This window comes from Streptomyces sp. 11-1-2 (assembly GCF_003595545.1).
Taxonomy (GTDB): Bacteria; Actinomycetota; Actinomycetes; order Streptomycetales; family Streptomycetaceae; genus Streptomyces; species Streptomyces hygroscopicus_B.
The window spans coordinates 5,650,906-5,663,386 of sequence record NZ_CP022545.1; the positions used below are offsets into that span (position 1 = coordinate 5,650,906).

The following is a 12,481-nucleotide window of genomic DNA, read 5'->3' on the forward strand; positions in this document are numbered from 1 at the left end:
CCCAGGGCGGACGTCACGCGATTCCCCAGGTGCTCGCGGGACATCTGACACCGCGCTGACTCGTTTGGGCGGCCTGTTCTGTTCGGGGATCGGGGCGGCTCACCGCAACTCCCCCGCATGGGGGAGCCAGTCCATTCCACAGGTTGATGCTCACTGAGCGCCGCGGCTGGGACCTTCGAAGCGAAGCGGTGGCACAACTGCCGGACCTGAGGAGCCACAGATGACGACCACTCACTCCGAAGCAGCAGAGACGGGACGCTTACGCAGCGCGTGGCGGGCCGCGCATGCACCCGTCCAGGGGGTTCCCCGCTGGGCTCGGCTCGTTGCCTATGCCGTGCCGCTCACGGTCCTTCCCTCCAGTGTGTGGCGGATCGCGACGGTCGTCTTCCAGGTCGGCGGGGACGCTGCACGGCACGGGACGGGAGACCTCCCGTCATGGCTCCCGGGCCAGGTGTACGTGATCTGCCTGTCAATCCTGTCCGAGCTGCTGGCGTTCACCGCAGTCGGCCTGATCGCCGGATGGGGCGAGGTCTTCCCTCGCTGGATCCCGGGCCTGGGCGGACGCCGAGTACCGTTGCCTGCCGCTATGGTCCCTGCCGCGCTCGGTGCCGCGATACTGACGGCCATGTGGACCACCGCCGGCATCACCGTCGCCGCCGGGCTGACCATCCAGGGCAACCCGCTTCCGAGCGACTTCCCCACCCTGACACTGCACGGATGGCACCTCGCCTTCTTCACCGCCAGCTACGCCCCGCTCCTGCTGTGGGGACCTTTCCTGGCCCTACTCGCCATCGCCTACTGGCAGCGCCGCCGCCGTACTCCCGCCCTTGCGCCGCTGCATGACCACGATGCCTCCCGCTCCACAGACAACTCGACGGAGCGAGCCCATGCCGCCTGAGCCATCGTCGGCGACCGCCGTCCCCATGGGAAACGTGGCCATGAGGGTGGGGAATTACGTGACGCTCATGTGCCCTGTCGTGGGGAATTACGTGATCGTCCACACCCCGTAGCCACGCAGCGGTCACGCAGCAACGCCAAAGGCCCCCTCCCACAACTGGAACGGGGCCTCTGAACTGCACGCTCGGCAGGATCCGAACCTGCAACCTCTTGATCCGTAGGTTCGGGCAGGGGCCTGGTATAGGCCTCGGTGGCTGCCTAACTTGGTGCCCGGGGAGGGCAGTTGACGGGCGTCATGTGCCGTCGTTGCCGTCAGCGTTGCCGTCACCAACCGGCTGCCAGATCCGCCAGCCATCGGCGTGGCTCTTACGCTGTCCCTGGGACACACGGTCAGCCGGAGCCCTAGCATCTTCGCCGTGGAGATCGGCGAAGCAAGAGGGCTTGTGGACGAAGCGGTATACGTACGATTCCAGAGCACAATCCGAAATGAGCGCGGATACTTCACCGGCGTGTTTGGACTGGTCAATGGGCTGGCACGGGACGGGAAGCTGACTGCTGAGCAGGAGCGCTTCAGACGGACTAACAATGATTGGTACAACGCTGCCTATCCTGACCCTTCCTCCGTCGATCCAACGGTCTACGACCGCGAGCTTCACCCCGGGGCGGCGGCCTGGTTCAAGTCCACGTCACGGGACCTGATCAAGCGAGTAGACGGCTACCTGGACGTCCTTGCTGCTCACGGGGTCGGGTGCCGCATGATGCGATCGTCAGACCCAGGGAGGATCGTCTACGAGGACGAGTACCAAATCGTCGTCGTTCCGCATGAGGGTGGACCGGGCCAGCCGAGTTCGGCGGCCATACGCGGCGGGGATGCGTAGGGAGCGGGCGGCTCGTAGCCCCCGACCCGGCTACTCGTCTCGGATCGCCTGCTCTGCAATGAGGCGCACGTATAGACCATGGGGCTGCACGCCAACCATCCGGAACCCACTGGGAACCAGGCCCGGCCCCGCCGCGCTCGCTGTGGTCGGCCTCGATGACGGCGGAGTCCCCGGCACATCGATGATCAGGCGGTCAACAGCGTCGGCAAGCAACTGCGCCGCTTCATTTGCGCTGCCCTCGATCAGCACCGACCGTGCGCCTGCATCGGCCAAGGTGCCCAGAGCCTTGCCGGGGACGTCTCCGAGCGGTCCACTAGGCACGCGGAAAACCTCTGCCCCATGGCCTCCTGGCACGCCTTCCTCGATCGCCCCGGTCCACCGAATCACAAGATCTTGTGTGCGGCGTAGCTCGGCGATGTCCGCGCCGTTCTCATCGAAGCCATCTGCACCGACCGTGTACGCCCAGGTGATGTACGGCCTTCCCGTACGCAGCGAGTGCAGCCACGGGCCGAGGACGAGCAGCGCTTCCTGCTCCAGAACGCCACGCTCCACCTCGATGCCGGCCTGTTCCAGCACCGCCGCGCCGCCCTCCCCACGCGAGGTGGGGTCCATGACGGCCATCAGGACTCGGGAGACCTTCGCGTCGATCAGTGCCTGTCGGCACGGTGGGGTCCGGCCGTGGTGGTTGCAGGGCTCCAAGGTCACGACCGCCGTGCCACCCTCGGCCCGCTCCCCCGCTGCGGCGAGCGCGTTCACCTCGGCGTGGTGGTCTCCCTTGCGGAGGTGGTATCCCTCGCCGACCGGTACGCCGTCGCGGTCGAGGATCACGCACCCAACGGGCGGGTTCGGGCTCGTCGTCCCAAGTCCTTGGGCAGAGATGGCGATTGCTCGCCGCATGGCCGCTAGTTCGTTCGGCGTGGCCATCAGAACCCCGCATTCTCCTTGACTGCGTCGAGTAGGTCTCGCACCGCTGGAACATTACTCGCCGCCGCAAGCGCGTTGATCGCCGTGACTGCCTCTTGCAGAGTGCGCCCGGAGCCTGAGCCGCGGGCCATATCGAGGACCGATGCGGCCTCGGCTGCGGCCTGCTCGTATTCCCGGATGCCCACGTACGCCATGGCAAGGCGCGCCTGGGCAAACCCTCGGTCTCGCTGGTAGACGTCCGGAAGCTCAGCCAACGCGGTTTGGAAGGTCGCTACCGCACGGTCCGGACGCGAGAGGTTCAGCCAGCAATTCGCGCGCTGGATCTCGATATAGCTGGGCGTACAAAAGTCGCCATGACCTGATCGCGCATCCCCGGATGAATCCACGGAAGCGGCGAATTCGTGGGCCTCGTCCATTTTTCGATGACAGGCGACTTCGTCGCCATCGAGTGCCAGGCCCTGCGCTTCCTGCTGGATGGCTGCGCTTTCATCGGCCTGGTGAGAGCTCGTTCATGGCGTTGCACCGCCTGCGCGAGGCCGATCGTCTGACCTGCGTTCTGCTTCCCCGCTGCGAGCTGGCTCCGACGGAATAGCGTCCACGACAACATGGCCTCGTCTCCGGCCTCCATGGCCCATTCCATGGCCCGGCTCGTCCACGTCTCAGCGCTGGCCACGTCCATGGAGTCCTCGTGAAGCCACGCGGCTGACTCGGCGTACTGGGCCGAGAGCTTCAACAGCTCCTGCCGGTGCTCGCCCCGGGTGTCCTCCAGAAGACCTTGCAGCATGTCGAGCTGCTGATGCACTCCTGCGAGGGCGTGACGCGGGCCGAAGAGGTTGTCGGCCCTGACCAGGGTGTGCCACATGTCGCGGAAGTGCTCGATCGCCGCTTCGCCTCGTCCGGCGGAGAGTCGGTGTGGTCTGGCGGGCTTTGGGCGCACGATCTCAGCGGAAGCGTTCACGACACGGAGAGGTCCGCTTCCTTGCAGGGCGACACCAATTGCGTGCCCGAGAAGGGCTCGGCGATTTATCGGCACGATCTGCTCTCTTCCATCGACGTACACCGAAACCAGAACGATTTCGGGTAGCGCATCCGCGTCCGCCGAATTCGAGGGGTCCACGTGCACAATCGGCAGACCAGAGATCGCCCCCGTTGCAGGTAAGGGTGCGGGGGCGTTCGAGCCGTCTGGGCTACTGCGAGCGTAAGCCTGGTTCTGGGCAGCGGCGGCCGGTGACGGGGTACCCTCCCATGGCCGCTCGGGCAGGTCGAGCATGTGGCCGGGAATGCCCAGTCCATCAGCGATGCGTTCCATGACGGCGACACTGCGAATGCCCCGATCACCTCGGATCACGTCGCCGACGCGCGCGCTGGTCATCTTGGTGACGGCAGCGGCCATTGCCGCGTAGCTCGCTGGGGCTCGTCGGTTGACGAGACGGAAGATCTCCCGAAATCCCTTCGCCTGCACGCCCGTTTCATGTCCTCGCTGTGGAGTAGCCGGGACGGGATGGTGAGGGGGTATCCGCTGCGGCTGGCTTCACGTTCACTCATGGGCCGCTCACGAGGTGTAGGGACGTCGTCACATTTAGCGTAGATCGCGCCGAGTTTCGGGGTACCCCATTTCACCGCCCGGGGTACCCCGTTGGCTGTCCCGATGCGGGCGTCTCACCTGGACGCTTATGGCCATGAAGCCAGAGCTGACAGACCCTGAAGGACGAGTGGTGGTGAGGCGTTGGACCCGCCACCCCCGTTGTGTCGCCCTGGCCCGAGCTGACTTGCCTAAGGCTCTGGCCGGTTGGGGGATGATCGCGGTCGAAGAGGTCGCGCTGTTGGTGCTGTCGGAATTGATAACGAACGCCGTACGTCATGCACGGGTGCCGGGACGACAGATCGAGACGCGCTATCTGCACCAGGGCGACAAGGTGCGGATCGAGATTCATGACGCGGCCGACCAACTACCCAAGCTGAGGACTCCCACCCCCGAATCCGTACGCGGCCGAGGGCTGGTCCTGGTCGAAACGCTCGCCGATCAGTGGGGCGTGAGCCCACGGGCAGCCGTGGGCAAAGCGGTCTGGGCCGTCCTCGCACTTCCTGTCGACGAACGGGCCTCACTGGTCGATGGAGAGCGTAGAGAGGGGCAGTCGTGACGACCGCCGGAAACTCCGTCATACGGCAGGGCGATTGGACCCTGTGGACCCTGAGCGCAGACGTCACCGGAAGCCCACCGATCTTGGAGGCCGAATGCACGACGTGCGACGACTCCTCCGGCGCGGCCGATGAAGCGAAGCAGCCGCAGGTGTGGTACCTGCGTCACGCGAACCAGACAGGCCACACAGGATTCCGCATGATCATCACCAGCTTTTTCCGCGCGTCCATGGCGAATGTGGGCTCTTCCACGACGGCTGCACGAGGCCGAACAGCGACGCCTGACGCGTAGCACCTCAAAGGCTGGGCGGGGGTCGCAGTCGTGGAGGGACCGGAGGCCCCCGCCCTCAATAACGTCAAGCAGGCGGCGAGCGGTGGTCGTCAGGCTTCCTTCCCTGCACCTTCTGGCCCTCTCTGAGTATGGGTACTCAGGTGTGCGAGGACTGTGCTGTGCATGGTGAAGCCATGTTGAGCAGCAAGTTATGCCGCTGGTTAAAGGGGATCGTCGTCTCGGCAGCCGCCGCCCACGCGACGTACTGGGTGTGGGAATCCGCCGAGCAGTGGGAGTCGGAAGCACGACATGCCAACCCCGACGGGGGCATCGGCACAGGGTTCGCCGAAGGGGCTCTGGCCACATTCGCCTGGTTGACGCTGGTGCCGTTGCTGCTGTGGTCAGGGATGCGGCTGCTGCGGGAGCGAGACAATCAGCTGCTGGTGACCATGGGATCGGCGGCGTGGATCATTCTCGGGACTCAGATGACCGAGGGCGGCGTCAGCAGGGTGGAAACGGAACTCCTCCTTCTCGCATTCACTCTGCTTGGCGGCTTCCTTGCGCTGTTCCGACCCACCGCACCTGAAGAGTGATCGCCCAGCGGCCGACTCACCGGTCCTGCCCTGAGCGTCCCCCAGCGGTTGATGTCAGAACTGATGTCACCGCATACGCCAGAGGCCCCTTCCGATGATCGGAAGGGGCCTCTTAGCTGGTGCGCGCTCGGCAGGATTCGAACCTGCAACCTCTTGATCCGTAGGTTCGGGCAGGGGGCTGGTGCGCGCCTCGGCGGTAGCCTGCCATGGCGCCCGGCGGGAGCCGTTGATGGGGAAGATGTGCCGTCGTTGCCGTCACGGTTGCCGTCAGCGAGTCAGGCCTCACGAGTCTGCGTACAGCGCGGGCGCACGCCGCCTGGCCACTCTGGTAGGGCCTGCTCTCCTACTCCGTAGCCTCACGCACGCGTAGGCCACACCCTGGCTCGGCAAGCACCTGGGTAAGCAAGATCGGAAGTAGTTGCTGTACTTCGCTCCTGTACGGCGCCAAAAAGCCCCCGCCGGATTTCCCCGGCGGGGGCTTTGAGCTGCGGTGGACCTGAGGGGATTTGAAACCCCTGACCCCCTCGATGCGAACTACGGGCGGGGCCGTCGCTGAGGTCTGCTGGGCTGGTCAGTCGATCGGCTCGGGCCGGTGTCGATCGACTGTGGTTGGGGTGGTTGCTGTACCTCCCTGCTGTACAGCAACCACCTGGCCACCGCCTTACAAGTTCGTGCCGCCGATGTGCTGATCAGGCCGACGACACCTCGCCCCAGCCCGCCCAGTGCGCGGACGCGTCTCGCGATACGGCAATGTGCACCCCCGTTGCCGTCAACGAGTGCCGTCAGGCCACCAGCTCAGTGAGCAACAGCCCCGACTTCATCTCGATCCGCTAGATCGGGCACCGTCCTGGCCCGGGTCTCAGCGGCGGTCTGTTTGATGCCCACAGCAAGTCGTTGGCGCGTACCGTGTCCGGTCGCTGCTGCCCCCTATGCCAGCCGAGGAGAAGAGATCCGTCACGGCGGAGCAGGTCAGGCGCAGGGTTATGAGGACGGGGGAAGTAGCCATTCAATAAATTTGTTCGCGGAAAATTGATCAACTCTCATTTCGAACTGGAATGGATATTTTGTTCTTACATCGATACCAATACTTCCAGGTGCCGCAGAAACCGTGACACGGACATCATCAGGAAGTGCAACTTCCGTACCGGACTCCGGATCCCACGCAAGAACTGGATATGTGCCACGCAGTTTTTCCAAGGCAATCCTGGGTAGATTCTCTACGGGTGGAGTGATGGAGAATTGATAACCAACACCAAGGACACCAAGACCTTTGAGGGTTTTCGCGACAAGCTTGGACAATGAATCCGGATCCGGGTTCACCACATCAACGTCCAAGATAGAGCGATTAGCAATAGTGCCAGTCACGTCTCCCCCGAATTCCTCGACCCTCTCCGTCACTTCGCCATTCGGGAAAGTGAATGCCGGATTAGAGAAGTCAATATTGGCGATCGGGATGAAATTCAAAAGTATGCCATTCGCCTTCTTGCGCAATCTAGACAAGCGCCGTACAGCCTCTTCACGGACTTCGTCCTGGGAGTGCTCCATCGACAATCCGCCATACGTCTTTACGGTATCCTCGTACAGCGAGAATCGGGCGCTCGAAAGCCACACTTGACGCTCGACAGTAGGAGGGCGTTCCAATCCACTCACACCTACCACACCAGCAGATTCTATAAGCCGATGCAGTGGCTCAAACCCTTCCTCAAGGGATCTAGTTGCGTCCACGTACAGTCTACTGACCAGAGACGCCGGCAAGTCCACCTTCTCCAAGAGAACCGGCACCACTTTAGGGCTTCCACCACGCAATTCAAGGGTGAGCGCTGTATTGAGCTCATGCCTCACCCATGATGAACCGAGAGATGCCCGCGATAGAAAAACCACGTATAGATCAACCTGCTCGATCCCTCTGGCGATTTCTTCGATTAGATTATCGCCAGCCGACATTTCCTTACTATCCAGCCATGTCGTCAAACCGAGTCGATTTAGGTAGCCCGCCACACGCAATACAGCATCTCGATCAGAGTGCGTGTAGCTAATGAAGGCTTGCGGCTTCTTCAATTCCTGCGGAACTGCTGCATCGGTTGCCATCGTCATGCCTCCCGATTGACCATATTTGGGTCGCACCTAGAAAGGTGAGACGATGAACCTTCCCTGCGGCCCAACGGTCATTGCCAATCCAGTATTCCAGAACAAGCCCCATGTCGCCACTGGAGTGGTCATGAGGGTCAAAGTGCGGGAAGAGTGGGCCATGCCCCATCGCCGGTCTAAAGGGCTCCCGAGGATCAGCCCTCTTCTTCCGCGACAACAGTTAAAGCAGTGACCATCATGCCATTTTACTTCGGGTCACATTAGTGCTCGACTCGCCATGCCTCGCCCTGCCGGTATCGCCGTCGCGGGCGCTGCCACCATCAAACCAACAAGCGATAAAGGAGCGCCCGTTCGTCGTGCATTCCGATTCAGTTTGCAGGGGTATTAATAGCAAGTCGAATCGCGTCCGCGAACATTGAATAGGCCACAGTCACCCTAAGTCGCTCTTCTTCCCAGCAGCGATTGGCCGCCGCCTTAACGACCTCTGCCGCCTCTGGATGTCGCCACAGAATTCGAAGGCTATCGGCGGACTTCTTTAATGACATGCACGCCTCGTTCGCAAAATCCGTAACAAAGGATGGGCAGCAGGAACGCACCTTGAACGTACTACTCAGTGCAACGTTGATTGCCTTGTGCACGGAAGATTCCTCCTGATCACAGGAGTTCCCTTCGCGAATAGCCCGTTCAAACTCATCCACCGCAAGAATCGCCGCAGACAATTCTTCTTGGAAGGCGGTGGACACCTGCCGCCGATGCTCTTCTAGTAGACGCTCTCTCTCCAGTGCTCCCTGATCGGCTACCTGAACCCGAGCCGAACGGCCACCCAGCCCCGCCGCCACAACAGCCCCAGCCGTGCCCGCCACACCAGCCACACTTGCGGCCCATACCGCAGCAACCCCCTGATCCATGCTGCTGATAGTGGCGGGTGCAGGGCGAAATAGCACCCCTAGGAACAGCAGGAACCTGTCAGTCCCCTAGCAACGAGGCAGGACCATCCGCGAAACAGGGCACCCTACTGATCTTGCGTGACCCGATCTGCGGTGAGGCACACATATGAGGCCGGAGAGGGCTTTACGCCGGTCAGTCGAAACTCAGGACGACCGCTGCACCATCCCCGGCGTGAGGTGGTCCATCACAGCCATCAGGGCGCGAGACACATGGGCATCAGCCGGTGCCTGTTTGGCGCTGCGAGGTCTGGCCCTGGTGTAGGCGGGGCTCCCGAGGCAACACGCACCCTGCTTGGCCTACCCTGCTCATCATGATCCGAGCTGTGGTTTTCGATGTCGGTGAGTGCCTGGTTGACGAGACGCGCGAGTACGGCACGTGGGCGGATTGGCTGGGGGTGCCTCGGCATACGTTCGCGGCAATGTTCGGCGCGGTGATCGCTCAGGGGCGGGACTACCGCGAGACGTTCCAGGTCTTCCGCCCTGGCTTTGACCTGTACGAAGAGCGAGAGAAGCGGGCCCAGGCCGGCCAGCCCGAGCACTTCGATGACAGCGATCTGTACGCGGATGTCCGTCCGACGCTGACGGCGTTGCGGGATGCTGGTCTGTGGGTGGGTATCGCGGGCAACCAGACCGTGCGGGCCGGGGGCATACTGCGCTCGCTCGACCTCCCGGCCGACTTCATCGCCACGTCTGACGACTGGGGCGTGTCCAAGCCCGATCCTGCCTTCTTCTCCCACGTAGCGGACGCGGCTCCCTGCCCGGCCGAGGAGATCCTCTACGTGGGTGATCGGCTGGACAACGACATCCGCCCGGCGGACAAGGTGGGGATGAAGACGGCACTGATCCGGCGTGGGCCGTGGGCGACGATCCAGTGGGATGAACCGGATGCCGTCGCTGTGCCGACCTTCCGCGTGCACAGCCTCGCCGAGCTGCCGGAGCTGGTCGCCAGCCTCAGCGCTGAAGAGCGCTGACGGTCGTTCCCCAGCCGTACATCCGGTCGTCCAGACTGCGCACGTACGGTTCGTCACGCCACACATGCAGCCGCTTGCGGACGTCGCGTATCCGGTCCATGCCGACGGCGTACCAGGTCACGCTGAGCTGATCGAGCGCTTCGTTGGCCCATCGGCAGGCTGCCTCTGGCCTACCGGCTGCGGCCTCCACCGCGGCCAGGTCGCCGAGGATGATGGTCCGCTGCTTGCCGTCGTCGGCGGGCAAGTTGTCGAGGACTTCGAGCAGCGTGGTCCGAGCCTGGGCCGTGTGCCCGGCGATGAGCTGGGTGTTGCCTTTGAACGCGGCGAGGCGGACGGGGCTGAACCAGTCCATCCACACCGGGCATGGCTCGTCCGTATCGCCTTCGGCTAGTACGCCTTCGGCGTGGGAGATCAGGCGCAGCGCCGTGCGGGGGTCGTTGCACCGTGTCATGCATTCGGCCTCGACGGCGTCAAGCCAAGCCAGCATCATCGCGGGGGCGTTGCCCCTGCGGGCGTACGCACGGGCAGCGGACATGCGCTCTTCGGCGTCTTCCCTGTGGCCCTCCCAGCCTGGGATGAACGCAGTATGAGCCAGGATCGCCGCCCCTAGTAGCGCGTCGTCGGCTTCCCCGGCGGCCTGGAGGCCACGCACGAACGCGTTGTTCGCGGCGCTGGGCTGCTGGAGGTCGAAGAAGTCGATACGTCCGGCCAGAAGGTAGGACTCGGCGAGTGCGGCGGCAAGGGCCGTACGGCAGCGACCGGACGTTTCACCAATGAGCGCTGTGCCCAGACGTGTGTGCTCCACCACGGTGGCGTGGAGTTGGGAGGGCTGCACGGACCAGTACAGGCGTCGGTGAGCGGCCGTGATCGCAGCGAAGTCACCGCCCACGGTGGCTGGTTGCGTGGCATTGCTCGCGGTGGGAAATGGCCCGGGGGCGGGTCCGATCGCGGGCGCTCCCGATGCTGCGACGGGCCGTCGGCTGGCGCCTTCTCGCGTCGATCCCGTTCCGTCCCACGGGGCAGTGAAGCCCAGTTCCTCGATGGACTGGCCCAGCAGATGCGTCAATACCCGCTGAACGTCAGGCTGCGGCCATGGCGGATTCGCTGACTCCCAGCGGCGGACTTGGCGCACGCTGATCTGCAACGACCGTATGCCGAGCTGAGGAGCGGTGTTACGGATCGCCTCCGCCAACGCTTCCTGAGACGCGTATCCCGCCGCCTGCCGGGCGGCCTTGAGCCGAACGTTTCCCACTGGCCTGGGCACTGGACTTCCTCACGGTTTCGATGGGGCTGGTCAGCTCTGCCAACCGTAGCTTTGGAGGGCCTGTTTGGGGACCCTCATCTTCCCGACCTCGCCAGTAGGGCCTATAGAAGTCCTCTTTGAGTCCTCTAAGCGGCCTTCAGTGGGACGTCCTGTGGCCCCACCATGTCTAAGGCCGGACAGACAGCAAGCATGCGGGGTGAAGGCCATGAGCGCGGCGGTTCAACGCGCGGATGAACAGCAAGACGAAGTGGACGTCGAGGAGATCAAGAAGGCGATCGTCAGCGCCTTAGTGACGCGGACGGTGCTGCCGCCATACGAAGAGCTGTGCGACCTGCACAAAGCATTGCTGGGGCACATTCAGACGTTGACGCCTCTGGCAGAGATGCGGATCGACCGCCTGAACCGGGGCACCGTGGCCTGGTACTCGAAGCGCAGCAGGTTGAACACCATCCCGCATGAGGTGAGTCAGGGGCTGGGCTCCGGCTTGCAGTCGGCTGAGTGGCACGTTCGGAGCCTGGGCTATACGTGTCAGTTTCTGCTCAACAACTCCGGTCTTGCCCAGGAACGCGACGGGTGACCTAGAGACCGGGCGGGAGCTGCTGCCCATGGGAAGGACCCGCAGCTCCCGCCCTTCCTGGGCGCGGTGACTGCGCGGCGGACATCGCCCCGTTCGCCTCGTGGATGTCACCCACCACGCCCGGGAGCGGCGGATCTGCACCATCCGCCGTCAGCGGTCCGGCTCCCCATGCCCGCGCCCAACAGATGATCCGCGAGGTCGGGGGTCGGACCGCACAGCACAACAACCGCATACGCAAAACCGGACTACCCCTCAAAACCCTGGCAGGCCAAGGGGTAGCCCGGTGGGGAGTCCATGATCAGGACCCCGGTGCCGATGGTACCGGGGTGGTTGTCGTGCTCGTTTCGACGCCGCCCATTTCCAGGTGAGTTCAGGCGAAGCGATGGGGTGGTGACGAGTGCGAGGCAGATGCGCAGTGGCGGGCTCGGTGATGGCGGTCACCAGAGCCTTTACGACACGCTGGTCAGCCACCGCGATACGGAAACCGACGCGGAGCGACCACGACGGCCTGAGCCACCGCGCGGCAGCAGTTGCTCCCCGCCAGCCAGGACCGGGCAGTTCGGTCTGCTCACGCACTCGCATCCGTGACGGCGACAGTACGGCGGCCGGCCACATCAAGCCGGGGCCGACGATCGGCATGCCCCCGGCCGGGCACCCCTCCCCTCCCCGCTGGCCGTTGCTACGCGCACAACGACGATGGCCGCAGTCGGCGGATGGCCAGTCATGTAAACCGCTCTGCGTAGCCGTCCCTCAACGGCTGGCAGGTCGGGCCCGTGGCCTGGCCGTGCCGCTTGCGTCGGCGGGTTCGCAGCGATCGTCAGGCGCTCCGTGGGAGCTGTTCCGAGTGCTGACTGCCTCTGGTGGGGTGCTGGTGTGGGGTGGCGCGCTGAGTGGCGCGGGGGCGCCGCTGAGCGGGGCGGCAGACAGGAGCG

11 protein-coding genes are annotated in these 12,481 nt (G+C 64.1%); 6 read left to right on the forward strand and 5 right to left on the reverse strand.

All coding sequences use genetic code 11. From position 1 onward, the window contains the following. Nucleotides 1-220: 220 nt before the first annotated feature. Complete coding sequence (locus CGL27_RS23755; protein ID WP_240450613.1) at nucleotides 221-898, forward strand: hypothetical protein; 678 nt, start codon at nucleotides 221-223, stop codon at nucleotides 896-898. A gap of 415 nt (nucleotides 899-1,313) precedes the next feature. Further along, nucleotides 1,314-1,775 (forward strand): hypothetical protein, encoded by a 462-nt coding sequence (locus CGL27_RS23760; protein ID WP_240450614.1) that lies wholly within the window; start codon nucleotides 1,314-1,316, stop codon nucleotides 1,773-1,775. Nucleotides 1,776-1,805: 30 nt separating this feature from the next. Here CGL27_RS23760 and ribD read toward each other — a convergent pair whose 3' ends face one another. Together ribD and CGL27_RS51055 are read right to left on the reverse strand one after the other, a co-directional pair. Further along, nucleotides 1,806-2,699 carry a bifunctional diaminohydroxyphosphoribosylaminopyrimidine deaminase/5-amino-6-(5-phosphoribosylamino)uracil reductase RibD gene (gene ribD / locus CGL27_RS53210; RefSeq protein WP_119989853.1) on the reverse strand — a complete coding sequence of 298 codons (894 nt, stop codon included), beginning with the start codon at nucleotides 2,697-2,699 and terminating at the stop codon, nucleotides 1,806-1,808. Between the two features lie 298 nt (nucleotides 2,700-2,997). Next, nucleotides 2,998-4,161, reverse strand: coding sequence for a hypothetical protein (locus CGL27_RS51055; RefSeq protein ID WP_205587742.1), 1,164 nt, complete (start codon nucleotides 4,159-4,161; stop codon nucleotides 2,998-3,000). 217 nt (nucleotides 4,162-4,378) lie between these two features. Between CGL27_RS51055 and CGL27_RS23780 the strand changes: the two genes are divergently transcribed. Then, a complete protein-coding gene (locus CGL27_RS23780; protein ID WP_205587743.1) occupies nucleotides 4,379-4,840 on the forward strand; it encodes an ATP-binding protein in 462 nt (153 codons plus the stop codon). A gap of 463 nt (nucleotides 4,841-5,303) precedes the next feature. Next, nucleotides 5,304-5,702, forward strand: coding sequence for a hypothetical protein (locus tag CGL27_RS23790; protein WP_119989859.1), 399 nt, complete (start codon nucleotides 5,304-5,306; stop codon nucleotides 5,700-5,702). 981 nt (nucleotides 5,703-6,683) lie between these two features. Here CGL27_RS23790 and CGL27_RS23795 read toward each other — a convergent pair. Both CGL27_RS23795 and CGL27_RS50170 read right to left on the reverse strand, forming a co-directional pair. Further along, on the reverse strand, nucleotides 6,684-7,796 hold the full coding sequence (locus CGL27_RS23795; RefSeq protein WP_119989860.1) for a toll/interleukin-1 receptor domain-containing protein: 1,113 nt from the start codon (nucleotides 7,794-7,796) through the stop codon (nucleotides 6,684-6,686). Between the two features lie 362 nt (nucleotides 7,797-8,158). Continuing rightward, on the reverse strand, nucleotides 8,159-8,698 hold the full coding sequence (locus CGL27_RS50170; protein WP_162953058.1) for a hypothetical protein: 540 nt from the start codon (nucleotides 8,696-8,698) through the stop codon (nucleotides 8,159-8,161). Nucleotides 8,699-9,048: 350 nt separating this feature from the next. On the opposite strand from CGL27_RS50170, the gene CGL27_RS23800 reads away from it, so the two are divergent. Beyond that, a complete protein-coding gene (locus CGL27_RS23800) occupies nucleotides 9,049-9,708 on the forward strand; it encodes an HAD family hydrolase (protein ID WP_119989862.1) in 660 nt (219 codons plus the stop codon). Here the strand turns inward: CGL27_RS23800 and CGL27_RS23805 are convergent. Further along, the gene (locus CGL27_RS23805; RefSeq protein WP_346345739.1) at nucleotides 9,689-10,597 is read right to left on the reverse strand and encodes a transcriptional regulator; all 909 of its coding nucleotides are present in this window, start codon (nucleotides 10,595-10,597) and stop codon (nucleotides 9,689-9,691) included. The two genes, CGL27_RS23800 and CGL27_RS23805, sit on opposite strands and share 20 nt — an antisense overlap. Before the next feature lie 580 nt (nucleotides 10,598-11,177). Here CGL27_RS23805 and CGL27_RS23810 point away from each other — a divergent pair. Beyond that, nucleotides 11,178-11,549, forward strand: a complete 372-nt coding sequence (locus CGL27_RS23810; RefSeq protein ID WP_119989866.1) for a DUF6415 family natural product biosynthesis protein — start codon at nucleotides 11,178-11,180, stop codon at nucleotides 11,547-11,549. Nucleotides 11,550-12,481 lie beyond the last annotated feature (932 nt).

Bases quoted from the DNA above. Each gene is read 5' to 3' on its own strand.
- CGL27_RS23755 (WP_240450613.1), top strand. From the start codon at position 221: ATGACGACCACTCACTCCGAAGCAGCAGAGACGGGACGCTTACGCAGC.
- ribD (WP_119989853.1), bottom strand. From the start codon at position 2,699: ATGGCCACGCCGAACGAACTAGCGGCCATGCGGCGAGCAATCGCCATC.
- CGL27_RS23780 (WP_205587743.1), top strand. From the start codon at position 4,379: ATGAAGCCAGAGCTGACAGACCCTGAAGGACGAGTGGTGGTGAGGCGT.
- CGL27_RS23790 (WP_119989859.1), top strand. From the start codon at position 5,304: ATGTTGAGCAGCAAGTTATGCCGCTGGTTAAAGGGGATCGTCGTCTCG.
- CGL27_RS23795 (WP_119989860.1), bottom strand. From the start codon at position 7,796: ATGACGATGGCAACCGATGCAGCAGTTCCGCAGGAATTGAAGAAGCCG.
- CGL27_RS50170 (WP_162953058.1), bottom strand. From the start codon at position 8,698: ATGGATCAGGGGGTTGCTGCGGTATGGGCCGCAAGTGTGGCTGGTGTG.
- CGL27_RS23800 (WP_119989862.1), top strand. From the start codon at position 9,049: ATGATCCGAGCTGTGGTTTTCGATGTCGGTGAGTGCCTGGTTGACGAG.
- CGL27_RS23810 (WP_119989866.1), top strand. From the start codon at position 11,178: ATGAGCGCGGCGGTTCAACGCGCGGATGAACAGCAAGACGAAGTGGAC.